Origin of the sequence: Pseudonocardia alni (assembly GCF_002813375.1) — a bacterium.
GTDB classification, from domain to species: domain Bacteria; phylum Actinomycetota; class Actinomycetes; order Mycobacteriales; family Pseudonocardiaceae; genus Pseudonocardia; species Pseudonocardia alni.
In genome coordinates this window covers 1,612,948-1,634,386 of sequence record NZ_PHUJ01000003.1, presented here as the reverse complement: position 1 = coordinate 1,634,386, position 21,439 = coordinate 1,612,948, and the positions used below count along the sequence as shown (strand labels likewise).

General features: G+C 74.5%; 17 protein-coding genes and 1 rRNA gene. 7 read left to right on the top strand and 11 right to left on the bottom strand.

The window, feature by feature from the left end:
* Positions 1–101: 101 nt before the first annotated feature.
* The 3 genes from rrf to ATL51_RS08425 all read left to right on the top strand — a co-directional run bounded on the left by rrf (position 102) and on the right by ATL51_RS08425 (position 1,834).
* Positions 102–218 (top strand): 5S ribosomal RNA (gene rrf, locus ATL51_RS08435).
* A gap of 509 nt (positions 219–727) precedes the next feature.
* On the top strand, positions 728–1,129 hold the full coding sequence (locus ATL51_RS28075) for a zf-HC2 domain-containing protein (RefSeq protein WP_157818273.1): 402 nt from the start codon (positions 728–730) through the stop codon (positions 1,127–1,129).
* Positions 1,130–1,318: 189 nt separating this feature from the next.
* Complete coding sequence (locus ATL51_RS08425; RefSeq protein WP_100878246.1) at positions 1,319–1,834, top strand: Rv2732c family membrane protein; 516 nt, start codon at positions 1,319–1,321, stop codon at positions 1,832–1,834.
* Between the two features lie 9 nt (positions 1,835–1,843).
* Here ATL51_RS08425 and ATL51_RS08420 read toward each other — a convergent pair whose 3' ends face one another.
* Both ATL51_RS08420 and ATL51_RS08415 read right to left on the bottom strand, forming a co-directional pair.
* Positions 1,844–3,067, bottom strand: a complete 1,224-nt coding sequence (locus ATL51_RS08420; RefSeq protein ID WP_100878245.1) for a glycosyltransferase — start codon at positions 3,065–3,067, stop codon at positions 1,844–1,846.
* 39 nt (positions 3,068–3,106) lie between these two features.
* A complete protein-coding gene (locus tag ATL51_RS08415; RefSeq protein ID WP_073576942.1) occupies positions 3,107–3,550 on the bottom strand; it encodes an Lrp/AsnC family transcriptional regulator in 444 nt (147 codons plus the stop codon).
* 151 nt (positions 3,551–3,701) lie between these two features.
* Here ATL51_RS08415 and ATL51_RS08410 point away from each other — a divergent pair, with 151 nt between their 5' ends.
* A complete protein-coding gene (locus ATL51_RS08410) occupies positions 3,702–7,160 on the top strand; it encodes an indolepyruvate ferredoxin oxidoreductase family protein (protein WP_100878244.1) in 3,459 nt (1,152 codons plus the stop codon).
* Between the two features lie 64 nt (positions 7,161–7,224).
* Positions 7,225–9,492, top strand: a complete 2,268-nt coding sequence (locus ATL51_RS08405) for a transglycosylase domain-containing protein (protein ID WP_301548946.1) — start codon at positions 7,225–7,227, stop codon at positions 9,490–9,492.
* Between the two features lie 6 nt (positions 9,493–9,498).
* Here ATL51_RS08405 and ATL51_RS08400 read toward each other — a convergent pair whose 3' ends face one another.
* Positions 9,499–10,014, bottom strand: coding sequence for an isochorismatase family protein (locus tag ATL51_RS08400; RefSeq protein WP_301549238.1), 516 nt, complete (start codon positions 10,012–10,014; stop codon positions 9,499–9,501).
* A gap of 36 nt (positions 10,015–10,050) precedes the next feature.
* Positions 10,051–10,542, bottom strand: coding sequence for a MarR family winged helix-turn-helix transcriptional regulator (locus tag ATL51_RS08395; protein WP_100878242.1), 492 nt, complete (start codon positions 10,540–10,542; stop codon positions 10,051–10,053).
* Positions 10,543–10,589: 47 nt separating this feature from the next.
* On the opposite strand from ATL51_RS08395, the gene ATL51_RS08390 reads away from it, so the two are divergent.
* The gene (locus tag ATL51_RS08390) at positions 10,590–10,976 is read left to right on the top strand and encodes a DUF5313 family protein (RefSeq protein ID WP_073576939.1); all 387 of its coding nucleotides are present in this window, start codon (positions 10,590–10,592) and stop codon (positions 10,974–10,976) included.
* A 7-nt stretch (positions 10,977–10,983) separates the two neighbouring features.
* Here the strand turns inward: ATL51_RS08390 and ATL51_RS08385 are convergent, their stop codons facing one another.
* From ATL51_RS08385 to ATL51_RS08375, 3 genes are read right to left on the bottom strand one after another with little or no spacing between them, the layout of a single operon-like run.
* The gene (locus ATL51_RS08385; protein WP_100878241.1) at positions 10,984–12,273 is read right to left on the bottom strand and encodes a TRAP transporter large permease; all 1,290 of its coding nucleotides are present in this window, start codon (positions 12,271–12,273) and stop codon (positions 10,984–10,986) included.
* Positions 12,273–12,854, bottom strand: coding sequence for a TRAP transporter small permease (locus tag ATL51_RS08380; RefSeq protein WP_100878240.1), 582 nt, complete (start codon positions 12,852–12,854; stop codon positions 12,273–12,275). The genes ATL51_RS08385 and ATL51_RS08380 overlap by 1 nt, the downstream gene beginning before the upstream one ends.
* Positions 12,851–13,927: a TRAP transporter substrate-binding protein gene (locus ATL51_RS08375; protein ID WP_083658093.1), complete on the bottom strand. Its 1,077-nt coding sequence runs from the start codon at positions 13,925–13,927 to the stop codon at positions 12,851–12,853. Before ATL51_RS08375 ends, ATL51_RS08380 begins: the two co-directional genes overlap by 4 nt.
* 274 nt (positions 13,928–14,201) lie before the next feature.
* Here ATL51_RS08375 and ATL51_RS08370 point away from each other — a divergent pair, with 274 nt between their 5' ends.
* Positions 14,202–15,023 carry an HpcH/HpaI aldolase/citrate lyase family protein gene (locus ATL51_RS08370; RefSeq protein WP_100878239.1) on the top strand — a complete coding sequence of 274 codons (822 nt, stop codon included), beginning with the start codon at positions 14,202–14,204 and terminating at the stop codon, positions 15,021–15,023.
* A 48-nt stretch (positions 15,024–15,071) separates the two neighbouring features.
* On the opposite strand, the gene ATL51_RS08365 is transcribed toward ATL51_RS08370, so the two are convergent.
* The 4 genes from ATL51_RS08365 to ATL51_RS08350 are packed head-to-tail and all read right to left on the bottom strand — an operon-like array spanning position 15,072 to position 21,439.
* On the bottom strand, positions 15,072–16,880 hold the full coding sequence (locus ATL51_RS08365; RefSeq protein ID WP_100878238.1) for a hydantoinase B/oxoprolinase family protein: 1,809 nt from the start codon (positions 16,878–16,880) through the stop codon (positions 15,072–15,074).
* Entirely contained in the window at positions 16,877–18,988 is a 2,112-nt protein-coding gene (locus ATL51_RS08360) for a hydantoinase/oxoprolinase family protein (RefSeq protein WP_100878237.1), read from the bottom strand. Before ATL51_RS08360 ends, ATL51_RS08365 begins: the two co-directional genes overlap by 4 nt.
* On the bottom strand, positions 18,985–20,052 hold the full coding sequence (locus ATL51_RS08355) for an LLM class flavin-dependent oxidoreductase (RefSeq protein ID WP_100878236.1): 1,068 nt from the start codon (positions 20,050–20,052) through the stop codon (positions 18,985–18,987). Before ATL51_RS08355 ends, ATL51_RS08360 begins: the two co-directional genes overlap by 4 nt.
* Positions 20,045–21,439: an MmgE/PrpD family protein gene (locus ATL51_RS08350; RefSeq protein ID WP_073574390.1), complete on the bottom strand. Its 1,395-nt coding sequence runs from the start codon at positions 21,437–21,439 to the stop codon at positions 20,045–20,047. The genes ATL51_RS08355 and ATL51_RS08350 overlap by 8 nt, the downstream gene beginning before the upstream one ends.

The window sequence follows — 21,439 nt, the reverse complement described above, 5'->3', positions numbered from 1 at the left end:
GTCCATGTTCCCGGTGATCCGGGGATCGTGGGGTCGGTTTGTGTGCTCGACCCCCGCCTCTCGGGGTTTTCTGGGGGGTGGGGTGATAGTTGGATAGTGTTGTCGGTGGTCATTGCGGTAGGGAAACGCCCGGTCCCATTCCGAACCCGGTAGCTAAGCCTTCCAGCGCCGATGGTACTGCACTCGCCAGGGTGTGGGAGAGTAGGTCGTCGCCGACATTCAACTTCATGGGATGTGCCCCGGACTGTCGAGTCCGGGGCATTTCTCATTTCCGGACTTTTTTCGGTCCGATGCGTGATGCCGGCCCGGGCCGGGCATGAGTGTGTCCGTTCGTGGTCCCTGGCGCGGGTCCCTCGGGGCCGGTGGTCGGGGCGTGGAGCTCTCTGGGGGGAGTCGCATCCGGTCCCGTCCTGCCGGTGGGGTCGGCGCACCTCACACGCCTTCCTGTGACCTCGCACCCTCTGCAGGGGCTGCGAGGTCGCAGAAACGTGTGCGACGTGGGGTGCGAGGAGGGCGGCCGGCGGGAACACCGGCCGCCGCAGGCGTCAGAGGTCGGCGCCCACGGCGTCGTCGACACACGAGAAGCCGTCGGCGCGCAGCAGCGCCGCGAGCTCGCGGCGGCTGCGCAACGTCCTCACCGCGCATGTCGTCGGTGTCGGGACGCGCGGGCGGAACACAGACGGGGGTCGGGTGGAACCGGACGGGCCTCGTGTACGACAGTGACGGTATGGACTGTCAGGGCTACCGCGAGGTGTTGTCCGCCCGTCTCGACGGTGAGGCGGGCGACGACGAGCGCGCGGCGGCCGAGGACCACCTCGCCGGGTGCGCGTCCTGCCGCGCCTTCGCCGACGGCGCCGACCGGCTCGGACGGCTCGCGCGGGTCGGTCCGGCGGACTCGCTCCCCGATCTCACCGACCGGGTACTCGCCGCGCTCGGCGTCTCCGCCCCGGCACCGGCACCACCGCTCCCGGCCGTCCCGCGGCTGAGCTGTCTCGACGGCGGCTGCTGCAGCGGGGCGGCGGGACGTGCCCCGGTGGGTGTGGTGCCCTCGGCCTGCGGGTGCGCGAGTACCTGCGGCTGCGGTTGCCAGCAGGGCGCACCCTGCCGCTGCGCCGTGCGCGCCGCCTAGGGGAGCGGTGCCGACCGGGGCAGCCGATCCGGTGCGGCCGGAACCGCCGGGCGGTGCGCGCGGCGGGCTCGCCGACCGGCCCCCGGCGCCACCCCGTCGGTGCCACCCCGTCGGTGGCGCCGCGGCCGGCGCCGTCGTGGTGCAATGGCCGTCCCGACATCCCGGCACCAGTGACGACGAGGGAGCCGCATGAGCGCACCGCGTACGCCCGGCCCGGGCGCGCTGTCCCCGCAGGCGTCACCCGAGCTCGCCGACGAGCTCACCCGCATCGCATGGCGGGTCGACCGCTGGATCGACCCCGGTCCCGCCTCGGTCGTCGCCGGGGCGGGGGTCGCTGCCGTCGTCGCCGCGCTGCTCATGCCCTGGTCCACACGCGGCGCCGGGTGGGAGGTCCTCGTCGGCCGGGCCGCGATGGGGCCGCTGCCGTGGCTGTTCACCGTGGTCGCGGTCGTCGCGGTGGGGGCGTCGGTGCTCGCCCTCCTGACCCGGTTCTGGCCGCTGGCCTGGACCGCGGCCACCGTCACCGGCGTGGGCGCGGTCACCGGGCTCTGGGCGGTGTGGTCGCGGCAGACCGCGGTCGCCGGCACCGACGACATCGGGCCGGGCCTGATCGTCACCGTGCTCGGGGTGCTCGTGCTGTTCGGCACCTGGGCGCGCACCGTCGTCGCCTGCGGGCCGCGCGCCCCGCACGGCCCGCCCGCCTGACCCGGCAGGTCAGGCCACGAGCGCGGGGACCCGACGCGCGGCCAGGTCCTCCAGGACGCCGACGGCGTCCTCCACCGGCGGCAGCGCCAGCATCGCGCGCTGGGCCGAGCGCATCCGCGCGCGGACGTGGTCGTCGCCCAGGAGCCGGGTGCACGTCGCGGCGATCTCGGCGGCGTCGGGCGTGCAGTGCGCGCCCAGCCCGAGCTCGGCGATCCGGCCGGCGTTGTGCTCCTGGTCCCCGAACTGCGGCAGCACCGCCAGCGGGACGCCGTGCCGCACGGCCTCGCGGACGCCGTTGTAGCCGCCGTGGGTCAGGAACAGGTCCGCGACCTGCAGGAGCAGCGGCTGCGGCACCCACGGCGCGGGATGCACGTGTGCAGGCAGCGCCAGGTCGTCGACCGGGAGGCCACCGGTGGACAGCACCACCTCGGCGTCGAGCCGGGACGCCGCCTCGGCCACCGTGCGCAGCGCGGCGTGCGGGTCGACGGGGGCGCGGCGCTCGGCACGCCCGGCCATCGCCGGCATCGCCGTCCCCAGCCCCGCGACGACCAGCGGCCGGCTCCCGGGCAGCGCGCCGACCCAGCCGGGCAGCGTCTCGCCGCGGGAGACCTGGTCGTCCTGGCGGAACGCCCGCGCCGGCGCGATCTGCGGGCCCGCCAGCGAGAACTGCGGCGGCATGCAGTCCAGCCGCCCCCACCGGTGCAGCGCGGCCGGGTCGTCCGGGGCGGCGAAGCCGAGCTCGTCGCGACGCTCCGCCAGCGCGTCGGCCACGACGTCCGGCGAGAGGACGTTGCCCGCACCCGACGGCGCCGCCACGCACGGCACCCCCAGGTGCTCGGCCACCAGGAACCCCGCGGTCTCGCCGCCGTCGCGCAGCACCAGGTCCGGCGTCCCGTGCGACTCCACCAGCCCGAGCAGCGCCCGGGCCGAGCCCGTCACCTGCGGACCGGCGAACAGGGTGGGCAGGAGCGCCGTCGTCACCTCGGTCGCGGTCAGCGTCGCCAGCGCGGCGGGACCACCGAGCCGGGCGACGGCCGGGCCGAGGTGCTCGGCGGAATCGGCCATCGTCGCGAACACCGGCTCGACGACGACCGGCGCACCGTCGAACACCCCCGCGACGTCGGGCGGGCACGCCACCACGACCCGGTGGCCCGCGTCGCCCAGCGCGCGGGCGAAGGGGAGCACGGCCCGGCCGTGCGAGGGGGAACCGGTGACACTGCAGAGGACGAGCACCCGATCATGATCGACCCGATCGTTGCGGTAAGCAAATGATCAGGTGCGGGTCCAGCGGCCCAGCACCATCAGCGTCCGGGTCCCGGTGACCGTGCCGTTGCGCCGCAGCCGGTCGATCACCTCCTGCAGGTGCGCGAGATCGCGGACCCGGACCTGCACCAGGGCGTCGAGGTCACCGGCCAGGGTGTAGACCGCCTGCACCTCCGGCTGGCGCGACGCCGAGTCGACGATCTCCGAGACGCTCGCGGTGCCGGCGTAGCGGATCTCGCTGAACGCCTCGACCGGCCAGCCCAGTCTGGCGTGGTCCACCTGCACGGTGAACCCGGTGATCACCCCGGACTCGCGCATCCGGTCGACCCGGCGCTTGGTCGCGGCGGTGGACAGCCCGACCCGCTCGGCCATGTCGGCGTAGGTGCGGCGTGCGTCCTCGTGCAGCAACCGCAGGATCGCGTGGTCCAGGTCGTCGACCTCGGGCTCGGGCACGGCACCTCCAGCGCAACGGATCCACGTTCTCGTGGATCGTCGACGGTATCTGTTGCGTATCCGCGGCGATCACCACCGCAGGCATTGTGTCGGGGCCGTCGTCGCGCTGTCCTGGTGCGGACGCGCCGCCCGACTCGCCGAGGAGCCGAGAATGACCGTGCTGGACGACAAGTACCTCGCCGCCCACGGTCGGGCCCCGATGAGCGGGATCCAGGCGCTGGTCCGCCTCGTGCTCGAGCAGGCCCGCCTCGACACCGCCCGCGGGTTCGACACCGCCTCGTTCGTCTCCGGCTACCAGGGCTCCCCGCTCGGCACCTTCGACGCCGAGCTCGGGCGCGCCCGTGCCCACCTCGACGCCGAGCGCGTGGTGTTCCGGCCCGGGCTCAACGAGGAGCTCGCCGCCACCGCCGTCGCGGGGACCCAGCTGCTCGACGCCGTCCCCGGCCGCCGCCACGAGGGCGTCGTCGGCTGGTGGTACGGCAAGAACCCCGGCCTCGACCGGGCCGCCGACGCGATCCGGCACGGCAGCCTGGCCGGCACCGCCCGGCTCGGCGGCGCCGTCGCCATCATCGGGGACGACCCGTCCTGCAAGTCCTCCACCGTGCCCAGCTCCTGCGAGCCGATGGCGCAGTCACTGGCGATGCCGCTGCTCGCGCCCGGCTCGGTGTCCGAGGTGATCGAGTTCGGGCTGCACGCCGTGGCGCTGTCCCGGGCCACCGGCCTCTGGACCGGCCTGAAGATCATCGCCGACGTCGCCGACGCGTCCTGCACCGTCGATCTCGGTGCGCTGCGCCCGGAACTGGTCGGCGTCCCGGCCCCGCCCGCCACCGACCGCGCGCAGTCCGGCCCGCTCGTCGGGCCCGCCGCCGTCGAGGCCGAGCACGACCAGCTGACCCGCAGGCTCGACCTGGCCCGCCAGTACGCCCGCGAGACCGGGCTCAACCGCGTCACCTTCACCTCCCGCGACCCGCATCTCGCCGTGCTCGCCTCGGGGACCGGCTACGCCACCGTGCTGCGGGCGTGCGAGGACCTGGGCCTGGGCGAGGCCGAGCTCGACGCGCTCGGCGTACGCCTGATCCGCCTCGCCATGCCGTTCCCGGTCGACGCCGACGCGCTCGCCGGGCTCGTCGCGGGCTGCGCGGAGGTGCTCGTCGTCGAGGACAAGGTGCCGTTCCTGGAGGGCCACCTGCGCGACGCGCTCTACGGGCGCGACCACCGGCCCACGGTCACCGGCCGTCGCGACGAGCGCGGCCGTCCGCTGCTGTCCGCCCGCGGCCAGCTCGGCGCCGAGGACGTCGCCCGTGCCCTCGCCGCCCGGCTCACCGCCGCCGGGCGGATCCTCCCCGCCGCGGCGGCCGCGCACCTGGAGCGCCTCGCACCGCCCAGGCCGTCGCGGATCGGGCTGGACCTGCTCGGGAACCGGACGCCGTACTTCTGCTCCGGCTGCCCGCACAACACCTCCACCCGCACCGGCGACGACACGCTCGTCGGGGTCGGGATCGGCTGCCACGCGATGATCGCCCTCGACGGCGAGCACCGCGGCCACCAGATCGGGCTGACCCAGATGGGCGGCGAAGGGGCCCAGTGGATCGGCCTGGCCCCGTTCACCGACGACCGCACCCTCGTCCAGAACCTCGGCGACGGCACCTTCCACCACTCCGGCTCGCTCGTGATCCGCGCCGCCGTCGCCGCCGGGGTCACCATGACCTACAAGCTGCTCTACAACGACGCCGTCGCCATGACCGGCGGGCAGCGCGCCGAGGGCCGGATGAACGTCCCCGACATCACGCGCTCGCTCGCACTGGAGGGCGTGCGCCGGATCGTCGTCACCACCGACAGCCCGCGGGACTACCGCGGCATCGCCCTCGACCCGATCGCGAGCGTGCGTCACCGCGACGAGCTCTCCGCGGTCGAGGAGGAGCTGAAGGCCCTCGACGGCGTCACCGTCCTGATCCACGACGACCGCTGCGCCGCCGAGGAGCGCCGCCTGCGCAAGCGCGGGAAGCTGCCGGCCCCGGCCGAGAAGGTGCTGATCAACGAGCGGGTCTGCGAGGGCTGCGGTGACTGCGGCGAGGCGTCCACCTGCCTGTCGGTACTGCCGGTGGAGACCGAGTTCGGTCGCAGGACCGCCATCCACCAGGCGTCCTGCAACACCGACTACTCCTGCCTCAAGGGCGACTGCCCGTCGTTCCTCACCGTGGTGCCCGGCACCCGGCCCCGCCGGGAGATTCCGGCGCTGCCGGTCACGCTCGTCGACCCCGAGCCGCGGGTCGACCCGGACGCGACCCTGATCCGCATGCCCGGCATCGGCGGCACCGGCGTCGTCACCGCCTCGGCGATCCTGCAGATGGCCGCCCACCTCGACGGGCTCTTCGCCGCCGGGCTGGAGCAGGTCGGGCTCGCGCAGAAGGGCGGCCCGGTCGTCTCCGACGTCCGGATCTCCAAGCAGCCCCACCACGGGATCCTGCGCGCCTCCCGCGGCACCGCGGACGTGCTGATCGGCATGGACCTCGTCGGCGCCGCCTCCGACGCGACACTCGCGGTCGCCCGGCCCGGACACACCGTCGCCGTCGTCAACACCTCGCTCGTGCCGACCGCGGCCATGGTCACCGGCCGGGTCGTGCTGCCCGGCTCCACCGACGACGCCGTCGAGCGGATCGGCGCGGTCACCCGGGACCTGCTCGCCGTCGACGCCCAGACGCTGTCCGAGGCGCTGTTCGACGACCACCTCCCGACCAACATGCTGCTGCTCGGTGCCGCCTACCAGCACGGGGTGCTCCCGGTGTCGGCCGACGCGCTGGAGGAGGCGATCCGGGTCAACGGCGCGGCCGTGGAGACCACGCTGACGGCGTTCCGCTGGGGCCGGGCCGCCGCGATCGACGCCGCCGCCGTGCGCAGCGCGCTCGTCACGCCGCAGGCGGCCCCGGTCGCCGTCGACGAGGCGTCCGCGGCGCTGGCCGGCTCGGTCGCCGCGGGCACCGGGTTCGCCGACCTGCTCGCCACCCGGATCGCCGACCTCACCGGCTACCAGGACGCCGCCTACGCCCACCGCTACGCCGAGGAGGTCCGCCGGGTCGCGGCCATCGCCGCCGCGCGGGCCGGGGACGCGGCCGGGCAGCGCGTCGGCGCCGCCTACGCCCGTGGCCTGCACCGGCTCATGGCCTACAAGGACGAGTACGAGGTCGCCCGGCTGCACCTGGACCCGGTGGAGACCGCCCGCCGCGACGCCGCGTTCGGGCCCGACGCCCGGGTGTCGGTGATGCTGCACCCGCCGGTGCTGCGCGCGCTGGGGATGAACCGCAAGATCGCCCTCGACGGACGGCTGGCCGCACCCGCGTTCCGGGCACTGCGCGCGGCCCGGAGGCTGCGTGGCACCCCGCTGGACGTGTTCGGCCGGGCCGGGGTCCGCCGCGTGGAGCGTGAGCTGGTGGGGGAGTACCAGACGCTGGTCCGCGCGGCGCTCGACCACCTGGTCCCCGACACCGTCGAGGCGGTGGTCGAGGTCGCCGGGACCGCGGAGCTGGTGCGCGGTTACGAGGACGTCAAGCTGGGCAACGTCGAGCGGTTCCGCGAGCAGGCCCGGGCCGCGCTCGATGCCCTGACCGGCTGACTCTCAGCGACTCGCGCGGGCGGGTCTCAGGCGCCCCTCAGCGTTGCGGCGCACAATCGTCGCCGTGGGGGAACGCGCGACGGCACGGCAGTGGTTCGACCGGATCCCGGGGGCGGCCCGCCTCCGGCGTCACGCCCGGGGTGGGCACGGGAGTACCTGGGAGCGGGCCCGTCGCCGGGGCGGGGCGTCCGCGGCCGCGGGACGGCCGTGGCGCGCCCGGGTCGACGGCCGGACCGCGCGGCGGCTCGGCGCGGCGGTGCTGGCCGGGGGACTGGTGCTCGCCGGTTGCGCCGCACCGGCCGCGGCCGGCCTCGCCGCGGTCGCGTCCACCGTCCCGGACGGCGCCACCGGGGACCTCCCCGACGCCGCGACACTGCCGGCCGCGACCGTCCTCACCGACCGCGACGGCACCCCGATCGCCTACCTCGACGAGCAGTACCGGATCCCCGTGTCCTACGACCGGATCGCCCCGTCGATGACCGCCGCGATCGTCGACGTCGAGGACCGCCGGTTCTTCGACGAGTCCGGTGTGGACCCCGTCGGCACCCTGCGCGCGCTGGTCACCGACGCCGCGGGCGGCGCCGTGCAGGGTGGCTCCACCATCACCCAGCAGTACGTGAAGAACTGGCTGGTCGACGTCGTCGACCGCGACGACCCCGCCGCCCAGCGGGCCGACCACGCCGACACCCCGACCCGCAAGATCCGCGAGGCGGTGCTCGCCCAGCGCGTGGCGCACGGCACGTCCAAGCAGGACGTGCTCGCCGGGTACCTCGACACCGTCGAGTTCACCGGCAACGTCTACGGCGTCGAGGCCGCCGCGCGCGCCTGGTTCGGCACCGACGCCGCACACCTCACGGTCCCGCAGGCCGCGCTGCTCGCGGGCGCGGTCAACAACCCCACCCTGTTCGACCCGTTCCGCCACCCGCAGGCCGCGACCGACCGGCGCAACACCGTGATCGCGGCCATGCGCGACGCCGGGTCGCTCACCCCCGCCCAGGCCGCCGAGGCCACCGCCGCGCCGCTCGGCGTGCGCGCCGGCGGGCCACAGGTCCCCGGGCACAACTGCTACGGCGCCACCGACGGCGCCGGGTTCCTCTGCGAGTACGCGGTGTCCGAGCTGGAGCGGGCCGGGTTCACCGAGCAGCAGCTCGACACCGGCGGGTACACGATCCGCACCACCCTCGACCCGGCCGCGACGGCGTCGGCGCAGCAGGCGGTCGACACGAACGTGCCGCGCACCCAGGACGGCGTCGCCGACACCCTGGCGCTGATCCGGCCCGGCCACGGCGACGCCGCCACCGGCGACCACCAGATCCTCGCCATGGTCGCCAACCGGCGGCCCGGCACCGACGCGGCGGCCGGCGACACCACCCGCGACCTCGTCGCCGCGCCGTCGAACGTCTTCGGCGCCGGGTCCACCTTCAAGATCTTCACCACCGCCGCGGCGCTGGAGGCGGGCACCGTCGGCTACGACAGCACGCTGCCCGACCCGGCCTCGGCGTGCTTCCCCGGCGCCGGGAGCAGCTGCTACCCCGTCAGCAACGACACGCCGGACTACCCGGACCCGATCCCGCTGCCCGTCGCGCTCGCGACCTCGCCGAACACCGCGTTCGTCGGCCTGGAGGAGCGCACCGGCATCGCGAACGTCGTCGACATGGCGCGCCGGCTCGGACTGCGCGACACCCTGGCGTCGAACGCGGCGGGCGGGACGCCGGACCCGTCGTCGCCGGACGCGCGGATCTCCCAGCCGCAGTCGACCTTGTTCGCCGACCTGCCGTCGTTCACCCTCGGGGTCAGCCCGGTGTCCACCCTGGAGATGGCGAACGTGGCCGCGACCGTCCAGAGCGACGGCGTGTGGTGCGCCCCGGACGCCGTGCTGTCGGTGAGCGACCGGAACGGCGCCGCGATGCCGGTGAACCGGCCCACCTGCGAGCAGGCCGTCGCCCCCGGGATCGCGCACACCCTGTCCGCCGGGCTGGGAGGGGACACCGTGTCCGGTACCTCGGCGGCCGCGGCGCGGGCCGCGGGCTGGACGCGGCCGACGATCGGCAAGACGGGTACGACCAACTCCTCGGAGTCGGTCGCGTTCGTCGGGGGCACCGGGGGCATCGACGGCGTCGCCGGGTCCTCGATGGTGTTCGCCGACGGCCCGGACCCGTCCGAGATCTGCCCCGGGGACCCCGTGCACCTGGGCGACTGCGGACACGGCGCGTTCGGCGGGACCGTCGCGGCGCCGCCGTTCTTCGCCGCCGTCGAGCCGCTGATCGCCGGGCGGGCCGATGTGCCGCTGCCCGACCCCGACCCGGCCCACCTGCAGCCCCGCGACGGGTGACCGGGCCTACTTCAGCAGCTTCTGGACCTCGCGGAAGCGCGGGTGCGTGGCGTCGCGCAGCCACTCGAACAGCACCATCTCCGAGGTGACGATCTCGGCCCCGGCCGCGCGGGCACGCTGCAGCGCCAGCTGCTCGTCCTCGACGAACCGTGAGCCGACCGCGTCGGCGACGAGCACCACCCGGCGGTCGTCGGCGAGCAGCTCCAGCACGGTCTGCAGCACGCAGACGTGTGCCTCCACCCCGGCGACGACGATCTCGCCGCGGCCGGGCGGGAACAGCACGTCGTCGTCGGCGGCGAAGCGGGTCTTGGGCATCACCAGGTGCGGCAGCCCGGCGAGCCGCTCGACGGTCGGGCCCAGCTTCTCCGGGACCTGTTCGGTGGCCAGCACGGGGACCTCGAGCAGGGTCGCGGCCTCGGCGAGCCGGGCGGCCCGGGCGACGACCCGCTCGCCGTCGTGCATCGCGGGGACCAGGCGCTCCTGCAGATCGACCAGGAGCAGGACGGCGTTGCCTGCGTTCATCAACACCCCCCGACCGTACGGGCACCGCCGTCGCGGTCAGCTCCGCGACGCGTCGATCACCCGGTCCAGCACCGCCCGCAGCTCCTCCAGCTCGGCCAGCGGCATCCCGAGCCGCTCCACGACGGCCGGCGGGATCGCCTCGGCCCGCGCGCGCAGCGCCCGGCCCGCGACGGTGAGGGAGACCGCCATCGTCCGTTCGTCGCCGGGGACCCGGCGGCGGTCGACCAGTCCGGCCGCCTCCAGTCGTTTGAGCAGCGGCGACAGCGTGCCCGGGTCGAGGGCGAGCGCGCGGGCCAGCTCACCCAGCGAGCGGGGGGAGCGCTCCCACAGCGCGAGCATCACCAGGTACTGCGGGTGGGTCAGGCCCATCGGCTCGAGCAGCGGCCGGTAGAGCGCGATGACGTTGCGGGCCGCGACGGCGAGGGCGAAGCAGACCTGACGGTCGAGCCGCAGCAGGTCCCCGCCCGGGGCGCCGTCGGTCGTGTCACCGTCACGCGTGTCACCCTCGTCCGGGGATGCGCTCGCCATGACGGACATCGTACATTGTTGGTGCACCAAGAATTGGGGGTCCAACTGTGAACGAGCGGCCGAACCCGTTGCGGTGGCTGGCCTACGTCTACGGTGCCGGGCTGCCCGCCCGGCACCGCGGCTGGGTGCTGCACGACGTCACGACCCGGACCTGGCAGCTGCGTCACCTCGTCCGCACCACCGTCCAGCTGCTGCCGGTCGGGGTGCTGCTGTTCCTGCTCATCCCCGGCCCCGTGTACGTCCGGGCGCTGTCGGTGCTGGCCGGGGCGATCCTCGGCTACTTCTACTCGGTGGCCTACATGTACGAGTCCGCCGAGCACCGCGTCGCGAAGGCCGGGTACCCGGTCGGGCACGCGGCCGCCGTGCGGGAGCAGGCCGACGCGGGGAATCGGGACGCGGCCCGCGAGCGCTACGAGCGGCGCTGGCGCGGCTGAGGCCGGCTCACCCGCCCATCGTCTCGGGCAGCCACAGCACCACACCGGGCAGCGCGGCGAGCACGGCGACGAGCACGAGCAGCGCCGCCACGTAGGGCAGGACCCCGACGAAGATCTCCTCGGCCGGGCGTCCGGTCGCCTTCGACACGATGAAGACGTTCATCCCCAGCGGCGGGGTGACCAGGCCGATCTCGGCCAACAGGATGATCATCACACCGAACCAGATCGGGTCGTAGCCCAGCTGCTCGACCACCGGCAGTACAACCGGGACGGTGAGCGCGAGGATCGCGAGCTGGTCGAGGAACGCCCCGAGCACGAGGTAGACCAGCGCGATCAGGGCGAAGATCGCCAGCGGCGGCGCGGCGACGCCGGCGATCGCGTCGACGAGGGTTCCGGTGATCCGGGTCAGCGTCATGAAGTAGCCGAACAGGTACGCCGAGGCGATGATCAGCAGGATCATCGCGGTCGAGGTGAGGGTCTCGACGAGCGCGTCGCGGATCCGGGCGAGGTCGAGCCGCCGCCGGGCCAGCCCGATGACCAGCGCACCGGCGACACCGAGGCCCGCCGACTCGGTCGGCGTCGTCAGCCCGAGGTAGATCGAGCCGACGACCAGCAGGAACAGCAACGCGACGGGGCCGAGGACGGGGACTGTCCGCAGTTTCTCGGCCAGGGTGTAGCGGCGACCGGCCGGCGCGAGCGCGGGTTTGCGGTGCACCAGGACCAGGGTCGTGACGATGATCGTCACCGTGACGAGCAGCCCGGGCACCAGGCCCGCGACGAGCATCTGGCCCACGCTGACCTCGGCCAGGATCGCGTAGAACACCAGGATGATGCTGGGCGGCACCATGGCTGCGAGCGTGCCGACGACGGCGACCAGACCGTTCGCGAGCCGGCCGTCGTAGTGTTCGCGCTCCATCTCCGGGATGGTCGTCGAGGCCAGTGCGGCCGCGGCCGCGGTGCTCGACCCGGAGACCGCGGCGAAGGTGGCGCCGGTCGTCGTCGTGGCGACCCCCAGACCCGCCGGGACCCGCCCGACCCACACCCGGGCCGCGGCGAACAGCTCGGTCGTGACCCCGCTCTTGAGCACCAGCTGGGCCATGAGGATGAACAGCGGGATCGCCGCGAGGGTGTAGGTCGAGACCGCCGCGTACGGGGTGGTCTCCAGGAAGCCGACGGCGGCGGACGGCCCGCCGTGGGCGAGCAACCCGACGACGGCGCTCACCCCGATCGCGACGCCGACCGGTACCCGGGCCAGCAGCAGGACGAACAGCAGGACGAGGACTCCGGCGAGCACCATCAGGCGATCTCCTCCGCGGCCGAGGTGAGGGGGGTGGCGGGGGCGGCGGGCTCGGGGCCCCGCAGGTCGTGGACCAGCGTGTGCAGGCTCCGGAGCCCCGCGAGCCCCGCGCCGATCGGTACCAGCACCGCCGAGGTCCACACCGGCCACGACAGCTCCGAGGCCCCGGCCAGCGGGACGTCGCCGTGGCGGAGCGCGCCCGCGGTCAGGAGCAGCCCGCCGTAGCCGACCAGCGCCAGGAACACGGCGGTCAGGGCCGACCCGGTGACCGCGAGCATGCGTCGTCCGGCCGGTCCCAGGCGCTTGTGGACGAGGTCGATCCGGACGTGGGCACCCTCGCGGACCGTGTAGGACAGCCCGAGGAAGAACAGTCCCACCAGCGCGTAGTCGCCGACGAAGCCCACCGACCAGGACAGCGGCGCCCCCACCAGGTAGCGCAGGGCCACGTCGATCACGATCAGCGCGACCGTGACGACGACGCCGGTGAGGCCGACGGCGGCCGCCGCGTTCTCGACCGTGCGCAGAACGCGGTCCACCGGGCCCGGCCGGGTCGTGCCCGCGTTCGTCGTGCCCGCGTTCATCGTGCGGCCTCCGGGGTCTCGTCGCGGGCCCGGTCGAGCGCCGCCTCCATCGCGTCCAGCGCGGCGCGGCCGGGTCGCCCGCGGGCCTCCATGTCCGCGGCCCAGTCGGCGCGCACCGAGGCGACCGCGTCCTGCCAGCGCTGCTGCTGGGCGGCGGTCAGCGCGGTGAAGGTCATGCCCCCGTCCTCGAGGGTCGACCGGGCCTGCGTCGTCTGCTCGTCCATCACCGCGCAGAGGTGCCGGGAGGTCTCCTCGCCCGCCCGGGTCATGGCGTCGCGGTGGGCCTCGGGCAGCTCCCGCCACAGCGCCTCGGAGATGGCGAAGGTGAGGGTGAAGCCGCCGAGCGGGGCGCCCTCGGTGGCGTGCGAGGCGACCTCGTCGAGTCGGAAGGGGACCGCGCTCATCGGCGGGAGGGTCATCGCGTCGACGGTGCCGCGCGACATCGCCTCGTAGACCTCGGGTCCGGCGATGGAGACCGGGGTGGCGCCCAGGGTGCGCAGCGTCTGGTCGACGACACCGCCGGGGGAGCGGGTGAGCAGGCCGGGGAGCTGCGCCGGGTCGGTCACCGGGCCGTTGGTGAACAGCTCGTACTGCGGGACGACGCCGACGAACAGCGTCCGCAGCCCGCGGGGCGCGAACTCCTCGCGGTGCAGCAACCCGCCCTCCCGGGTGAGCTCGCCGACCGCGCGGGCGGTGGTGCACGAATCCGTGCTGAGGCCCGGCAGGTCGCCGACGTTGGACAGGGGGAGCTTGTCGGACAGGTAGGGCGGCGACACGACCCCGATGTCCACGGCGCGGCTCGCGACGAGCTTGACGTAGTCGGTGGACTTGCCCAGCTGCTCGGACGGGTAGTACTCGACGTCCAGGGCGCCGCCGGTGAGCTCGCGGACCCGGTCGGTGAAGTGGACGATCCCGTCCCGGGACGCGGGGTGGGACACCGGGTAGGAATCGGCGACCACGAGGGTCCGGACCCCGTCGGGCGGTGCCTCCCGTGCGGGTGTGCAGGCGGTCAGCAGCGCGACCGCGGCGACGAGGCAGGTCGTCAGCCCGGCTCCCTTGCCCAGCGTCCTCATCGGTTCCTCTCGGCGTCGTCCCGGGCGGGCCTCGCGGGAACGGCGCCGCGCCGCGCACGCGGGGGCGGGCGCGGCCACGACACCGGCCGGGCGTCGGCGACCGGTCGGGGTGGCACGGCCCGGGGGCGGACCGTGTGGGGCGTCACAGGGAGCGTCGCACGGCGCCGGCTGTCGTTTCAAGCAATCATCAGATGTTTTCTCTGCGATACCCTGGAGAGCGCGAAGCGCGGGTTTCAGCGTTGACAGCTAAACATCAGACATTAACGATGGACCGATGCTCGCCATCGATGCCGCGACCACCTTCCTCTTCGTCCCCGGCTCCCGCCCGGACCGCTACGACAAGGCGGTCGCCAGCGGTGCCGACGTCGTGATCGTCGATCTCGAGGACGCCGTCGCGCCCGAGGGCAAGACCGCCGCGCGGGAGCAGGTCCGGGAGTGGCTGGCCGCCGGCGGCCGGGCCGCGGTGCGGGTGAACGGCACCGGCACACCCTGGTTCGACGACGACGTCGCCGTGGTCGCCGCACTCGGCTGTCCGGTGGTGCTGCCCAAGGCCGAGACCGGCGCGGAGCTCGCCGCGCTGGCGGACCGGCTGCCGCCGGGCACCCCGGTCGTGCCCGTCGTCGAGACCGCGCTCGGGGTCCGCCGGGCCGAGGAGATCTGCGCCGCCCCCGGCGTCGTGCGTCCCGCCTTCGGCAGCGTCGACCTCGCGGTGGACATCGGCGTCGACCACCTCGACGACGTCGCACTGCGCCACACCCGCTGCGAGCTCGTACTGGCCGCCCGCGCCGCCGGGGTCACAGCACCGGTCGACGGGGTCACGACCGCCGTCCGCGACGACGCCCGGCTGGCCGCCGACAGCGCCGCGGCGCTCGCCCTCGGCCTCACCGCGAAGCTGTGCATCCATCCCGCCCAGGTCCCCGGTGTCGCCGCCGCCTTCCGCCCCTCGGCGGAGGAGCTGGCGTGGGCGGACCGGGTCGTCGCGGCCGCGGAGACCGGCGCCGTCGCCGTGCTGGACGGGGCGCTGGTCGACAAGCCGGTCGTCGACCGCGCGGTCGCGCTGCTGCACCGGGCCGGGCGGCCCGTCCCGGTGCGCTGACCCGGGTACGCGGGCGGGCCCCGGTGCCGGCCGGGGCCCGCCCTGGTGTCACCGGGCCGCCGCGCGCAGCCGGGTCGAGGCCTCCCGGTCGAGGGTGCCCGCCGCCACGTCGACCACCACGCCGTAGTGGGTGCGGGCGTCGTCGGCGGACAGGTAGTCGTCGAGCACGTCGTCGAGGACCGCGGCGGGGTCCCGCTCGAACGGGTCGCCGTAGCCGCCGCCGGAGGGCAGCCGGATCTCCAGGGTGTCCCCGTCCGCGCACCGCTCCTGGGTCACCTTGGAGTACAGGACCTCCTCGCGGTCGGTGCCCGCGTTCCGGACGAACGACCCGGGCAGACCGTCGTGCCCGCCGGCGAGGCCCCGGGGCGGGTCCGTGCGGTTGTCGGCCTCGGTCCCCATGAAGGTGTCGGTGAGCATGCGCCACTGCCGCACGCTGCCGACCCCGCCGCGCCACCGGCCGGGGGCCGGGGGCTCGTCACGCAGCTCGTAGCGCTCGGCGAGCATCGCGTGGTTGAGCTCGACCTCCTCGATGGGGTTGTTGCGGGTGTTGGCCATCAGCGAGTCGACGCAGTCGAGGCCGTCCTTGCCGTTGCGCCCGCCGTAGGACCCCTCGTTGATCTCGATGTAGACCCAGTAGGACTGCCCGTCCGGGGCCAGCCCGGAGTAGGCGATCGCGCAGAGCGCCGCCGAGGACCCGGCGACCGCACGATCGGGCAGCACGTCGGCCAGCGCCAGGTTGATCGAGTCGAAGACCCGGTTGATCTGGGAGAACCGGGCGAAACACGACGCCGGGAAGTCCGGGTTGAACAGCGTGCCCTCGGGCGCGTAGGCCTTCGCGGGGCGGAAGCAGCCGTCGTTCTGCGGCACGAACTCCTCGGTCAGCGCCTCGTCGAGCAGCAGCGTCCGGATCGCCGAGGCGACGGTCGGGAGCACCGACCCCTCGAAGGGGACGTTGAACGCCGTCGGGACCTGCGGGTTCGACCCGGTCAGGTCGACGACGACCTCGTCGCCCTCGACCCGCACCGTGACGGCGACGGCGAGCGGCACGTCGCGGTTCTTGCCGTCGTCGTCGAGGTAGGACACCGGCGCGGCGTACTCGCCGTCGGGCACCTGCCGGATCCGGCGGCGCAGCATCTCCTCGCTGTAGTCCATCCACCGGTCGGCCGCCGACATCACGACGTCGAGGCCGTAGCGCTCCAGCAGCTCGGTGAACCGGCGCTCGCCGAGCCGGGCGCAGGCGATCAGCGCCTCCAGGTCGCCGAGGTTCTGCTCCGGGGTGCGGACGTTGTCCAGGACGTGCTGGATCAGCGCGTCGTTGCGGACGCCGCCGTCGTAGATCTTCGCCGAGTCCAGCAGCTTGCCCTCGGCCCAGACGTCGACGACGTCCATGCACAGGCCGGGGAAGTTGCCGCCGACGTCGGACACGTGCCCGGTGCAGCCGGCGAACCCGACGTGCACGCCGCCGAAGAAGATCGGGATGACGACGCCGTAGTCCGGGCTGTGCGCCGCGCCGTGGTACGGGTGGTTGTGCAGGACGACGTCGCCCGGCCGGTAGGTGCCGGCCAGCCTCCGGTCGATGCCGCGGATGTAGGCGGGGATCGAGCCGCAGTGCATCGGCGTCGAGTCGGACTCGCACAGCTCGCGGCCGTTGACGTCGAAGATGCCGGCCCCGAGGTCCTCGGACTCGCGGATGAGGCTGGAGTAGGCCATCCGGTAGAGGATCTGCGCCATCTCCTTGGCGATGGAGTTCAGTGCGCCGCCGATCACCCGCAGCGTGATCGGGTCGACCTCGACGGTCGTGTGGGTGCCGGGCGCGGTCCCGGCCAGCGACACCCCGCGGGGGTCCAGAGCGGTCATCGCGGGTCTCCTCCGGTCTGCTGGTCCTCCCGGGCGGCCCCGGTCGAGATGACGAGATGGCCGACCCGGTCGACGACGGCGCGCTGGCCGGGGCCGACGATCGTCGTCGAGTCGAACTGCTCGATGATCGCCGGGCCGTCGACGACGTTCCCCGCGCGCAGCCGGTCCCGGTCGTAGACGGTGGTGGGCACGGCGCCCGCCGTCCCGGACGAGTCCCAGAAGATCGCCTCGACCGTGGTCCGCACGGCCGCCGACGGGTCGGGTCCGCCGCCCTCGACCTCGGCGAGGGGGACCTCGCCGACCCGGCCGACGGCGGTGACGCGGACGTTGACGATGTGCACCGGCTTGTCGTCGAAGCGCTGGGAGTAGGTCCGCTCGTGCACCTCGTGGAAGGTGCGCGAGGCCCGGGCGATCCAGTCGTCGTCGATCGGGCCGTCCGGGGCGGGGACCCGCAGCTCGTAGCCCTGGCCGAGGTAGCGGCAGTCCAGGCTGCGTTCCACGAGCACGTCGGCCGGGTCGAGGCCGTCGGCGCCGAGCTGCTCGACGGCCTGGCCGGCGAGCCGGTCGAACTCGGCGGTGATCCGCTCCAGGTCCGGGTCGTCGGTCGAGGTCCACACCGTCGCCGGGATCTCCGAGCGGATGTCGGTGGCGAGCAGACCCATCGCCGAGGCGATGCCCGGGTGGTGCGGGACGACCACCCGCGGGATGCCGAGCTGGTCGGCGATGTGCCAGGCGTACAGGGGGCCGGCGCCGCCCTCGGCGACCAGCGAGAACTCGCGCGGGTCGTAGCCCTTGCGGACCGAGTGCAGGCTGATCGCCTCGGTCATCGCGTGCGCGGCGATCCGGAAGATCCCGATCGCGGCCGCGTGCACCGAGGTGCCGAGTCGGTCGGCGACGTGCTCGCCGATGGCCTTGGCCGCCAGCTGCGGCTCGATCCGCATCGACCCGGACAGGAAGCTGTCCTCGCGCAGCCAGCCGAGCGCGACCATGGCGTCGGTGCTGGTCGGCTCGGTGCCGCCGCGGGCGTAGCAGGCGGGACCGGGGGTGGCCCCGGCACTGCGCGGGCCGACCCGGAACATCCCGCCCTCGTCGACGAAGGCGATCGAGCCACCCCCGGCGCCGATGGTGTCGACCTCGGCCATCGGGACCATCGCGTGGTAGTCGCCGATCCGGGTGTCGAGCAGGTGCTTCATCCGCAGCCCGCCGTCCGGTGCGACGCCGACGTCCGCGGAGGTCCCGCCGACGTCGAGGGTGATCACGCTCGGGTATCCGGACGCCTTGCCGATCGCGCAGCCGCCGAGCAGCCCCGCGACCACACCGCTGGTGAGCAGCAGGACCGGGTTCTCGGCCGCGCGCCGCGCGGTCACCAGGCCACCGGCCGAGGTCATCAGCCCGACGTCACCGCGCACGCCGGCGTCGCGGACGGTCGTCGCGAGCCGGTCGATGTAGCCCGACACCTTCGGGCCGACGAAGGCGTTGAGCGCCGTGGTGGAGAACCGCTCGTACTCGCGGTACTGCGGTGCCACCTCGCTGGACAGCGAGACGAACACCTCCGGCGCCTCCTCGGCGAGGATGCGCTTGACCGCCTGCTCGTGCGCCGGGTTGCGGTAGGAGTGCAGGAAGCACACCGCGACCGCGGTGACCCCGGCGTCACGCAGGAGCCGGACCTGCTCGCGCGTCGCGTCCTCGTCGAGCGGCACGAGGACCTCACCGGCGGCGTTCACCCGCTCCGGGACGACACGGCGGTGGCGGCGCCGTACGAGCTGCCACTTCTGCCAGGGCAGGTCCTGGTAGGAGGAGTAGTTGAGCGGCCGCTTCTTCCGCGCGATGTGCAGGATGTCGCGGAAGCCCTCGGTGGTGATGAGGCCGACCTCGGAACCGTCGTGCTCCAGGACGATGTTCGTGGCCACCGTGGTGCCGTGCAGGAACTGGTCCAGCTCGGCCGGGTCGACGCCGAGCCGGGCGCAGAGCTCCCGGACACCGTCGACGGTGGCGACCGACGGGTCGTGCGGGGTGGAGGGCACCTTGTGCACGGCCACCCCGCCGTCGTCGTCGCAGTACATGATGTCGGTGAACGTCCCACCGACGTCGACTCCCACTCGTTTCACAGGCCGGTCTCCTCGGGTCGGGGGTGCGGTCGGGAGGTCGTGGCGGGGGCGGCACGCAGCACCGGTGCCACCTCGCGGGCGAGCAGGTCCAGGGAGGCGCGGGCGTCCTCGACCGGCATGCCCGCCCAGTCGGTCCGGAGCACGAAGTGGTCGACGCCGACCTCGTCGCGCCAGGGCAGCAGCGCGGCCAGGCAGTCCTCCGGGGTCCCGACGACGAACCGGTCGAGGGCCAGCGCGTCGTAGCCGGTGCGGAAGGTCTCGGCGCCGGGCAGCACCCGGTCCTGGCCCCAGTCCGCGTACACCTCGTACTTCCCGGCGAGGTACGGCCGGGCCAGCTCGACGGCCCGCTCCCGGGTGGGCGCGCAGTAGATCTCGCGCATCAGCGGCAGCTCGGGCAGCGGACCGCGCCCGGCGGCGGCCCGCTCGGTGTGGAACAGGTCCAGCTGACGGCGCACGGTCGCCGCGGTCGCGTGCGGGTTGATCATCCAGGTGTCGGCGAGCCGGGCGGCGCGACGGACCGCGCCGTCGGAGTTCGCGGCCATCCAGACCGGCGGCACGGCCGCCGGGAGCGTGGTGGCGCGGACCCCGTCGAGGCGGCACCAGTCCACGTCGGCGTGCACCGGATCCCCGGTCCACAGTGCGCGGACGATCCGCAGGTTCTCGGTGAACCGGCGGACCTTGTCCCCGGGCGGGATCCCGAACGCGGCGTACTCGACCTCGCGGTAGCCCAGCCCCACCCCGAACACCGAGCGCCCGCCGGTCACGACGTCGAGGCCGGCGAAGCTCTCGGCGGTGTCGACCGGGTTGTGCAGGGCCAGCAGGTGGATGCCGGTGCCGATCCGCATGTCACCGGCCTCGGCGGCCAGCCGGGCCAGCCAGGGCAGCGGCTGGATGTGCGAGAACGACTCCGGCAGGTGGTGCTGACCGGCGAACACCGAGTCCAGGCCGCCGTCGCGGGCGGTGCGGACCAGCGACAGCTGCTCGGCCAGCGCGAGCAGCGGGTCCCGCCCGGCGGGCTGCTGGTGGGTCAGGAACACCCCCACCCGCACCGGGCGGTCAGCCACGGCAGGCCTCGGCGAACTCCACGGCCGGGGTGTCGTCGCCGAGCCCCAGCACCGCGCGCTGCACCCGGTCGGCGACGGCGGCCGGGGCGACCGTGCCGATCGTCTCCCGGAACTTGGCGACGACGTCGTCGTTGGTGAGCGGGCGCTCGTCGTGGCCGCGGTTGACCTGCTCGCGGTGGCGCAGGACCCGGCCGTCGGCCAGCTCGATCTCGATCGCGCCGGAGTAGGCGGCAGGGAAGGCGCTGTCCGGGTCGTCGGTGACCCGCACCTTCTGGGCGAGGTCGAGCGCGGCGCGGTCGGCGAGTGCCGCGTCGGACAGCTCGGTCAGCCCGAAGCGGCCGCGCAGCAGCGTGGTCGCGACGACGAAGGGGAGGCTGAACTTGGCGTCGTACTCGTCGCGCGGGGTCCACTTGGCCTCCGCCGGCTCGCACACGACCTTGCCGGGCACCGGGTGGATCGCGCAGCGGATCCCGGTGATCGCGGTGTCGCCGATCTCGGGGCGCAGCAGCAGCGCGGCGTCGGCGAAGGCGTGGATGAAGTGGCAGATCGGGTACGGCTTGACCGCGGTCCGCATCAGCTCCCAGGTTCCGCCCAGACCCTCGCCGACCGCGCCGGGCCGGGTCTCGCGCCCGGCCAGGTGGGAGTTGTAGAGGCCGAACCGGCCCTCGTAGACCGCGCCCGGCCCGCTCCAGCCCGCCTCGGCGAACCCGGCCGCGGTGAGCCCGGACATCGCGGCCCAGCCCGGGTGCAGCCGCTTGGTCCAGGCCCCGTCGGCCAGGAACTCCAGCAGCCCGGAGCTCATCGAGCCGACGACGCCCTGCGCCGTCGCGAGACCGTCGGCGTCCAGGCCCGCCACCTTCCCGGCGGCGACGGCGGACCCGAACGCCCCGGCCACCGCGGTGGGGTGGAACCCGACGTCGTGGAACCCGCCCGCGCCGCCGATACCGACCCGGGCCGAGACCTCGACACCGAGCACGTAGGCCAGGAGCAGCGTCCGGGTGTCCGCCCCGCGGGCGACGGCCGCGGCGAGCGCAGCGGGCAGCGCCGCGGCGGAGACGTGGGTGACGGCCGGGATGTGGGTGTCGTCGAAGTCCATGCCGTGGATCAGCACGCCGTTGAGCATCGCGGCGTCACGGGCCGGGAGCCGGTCGGGCAGGCCGAGCACGGGCTGGTCGCCCGCGCCCCCGAAGGACGCCAGGGCCGCCACGGCGACCCCCGGGAAGCCGTACGCGGTCGAGGCGAACGCCAGCCCGACGGCGTCGAGGATCAGGTGGCGGGCCCGCTCCTGCACCTCGGCGGGGACGTCGTCGAGGGTCGCGCGGGCCGCGAACGCGCCGACGGTGGCGGACAGCGAGGTGGTCGTGGACGGGGCCGGGATGGTGGTCAT

Excerpts from the sequence above, each read along its gene's own strand:
- ATL51_RS08385 (WP_100878241.1), bottom strand. The coding sequence starts at position 12,273 with ATGGTGCTCGCCGGAGTCCTCGTCCTGCTGTTCGTCCTGCTGCTGGCC.
- ATL51_RS08395 (WP_100878242.1), bottom strand. The coding sequence starts at position 10,542 with ATGGCGAGCGCATCCCCGGACGAGGGTGACACGCGTGACGGTGACACG.
- ATL51_RS28075 (WP_157818273.1), top strand. The coding sequence starts at position 728 with ATGGACTGTCAGGGCTACCGCGAGGTGTTGTCCGCCCGTCTCGACGGT.
- ATL51_RS08370 (WP_100878239.1), top strand. The coding sequence starts at position 14,202 with ATGCTCGCCATCGATGCCGCGACCACCTTCCTCTTCGTCCCCGGCTCC.
- ATL51_RS08400 (WP_301549238.1), bottom strand. The coding sequence starts at position 10,014 with ATGAACGCAGGCAACGCCGTCCTGCTCCTGGTCGATCTGCAGGAGCGC.
- ATL51_RS08350 (WP_073574390.1), bottom strand. The coding sequence starts at position 21,439 with ATGACCACCATCCCGGCCCCGTCCACGACCACCTCGCTGTCCGCCACC.
- ATL51_RS08365 (WP_100878238.1), bottom strand. The coding sequence starts at position 16,880 with ATGACCGCTCTGGACCCCCGCGGGGTGTCGCTGGCCGGGACCGCGCCC.
- ATL51_RS08410 (WP_100878244.1), top strand. The coding sequence starts at position 3,702 with ATGACCGTGCTGGACGACAAGTACCTCGCCGCCCACGGTCGGGCCCCG.
- ATL51_RS08375 (WP_083658093.1), bottom strand. The coding sequence starts at position 13,927 with ATGAGGACGCTGGGCAAGGGAGCCGGGCTGACGACCTGCCTCGTCGCC.
- ATL51_RS08425 (WP_100878246.1), top strand. The coding sequence starts at position 1,319 with ATGAGCGCACCGCGTACGCCCGGCCCGGGCGCGCTGTCCCCGCAGGCG.
- ATL51_RS08380 (WP_100878240.1), bottom strand. The coding sequence starts at position 12,854 with ATGAACGCGGGCACGACGAACGCGGGCACGACCCGGCCGGGCCCGGTG.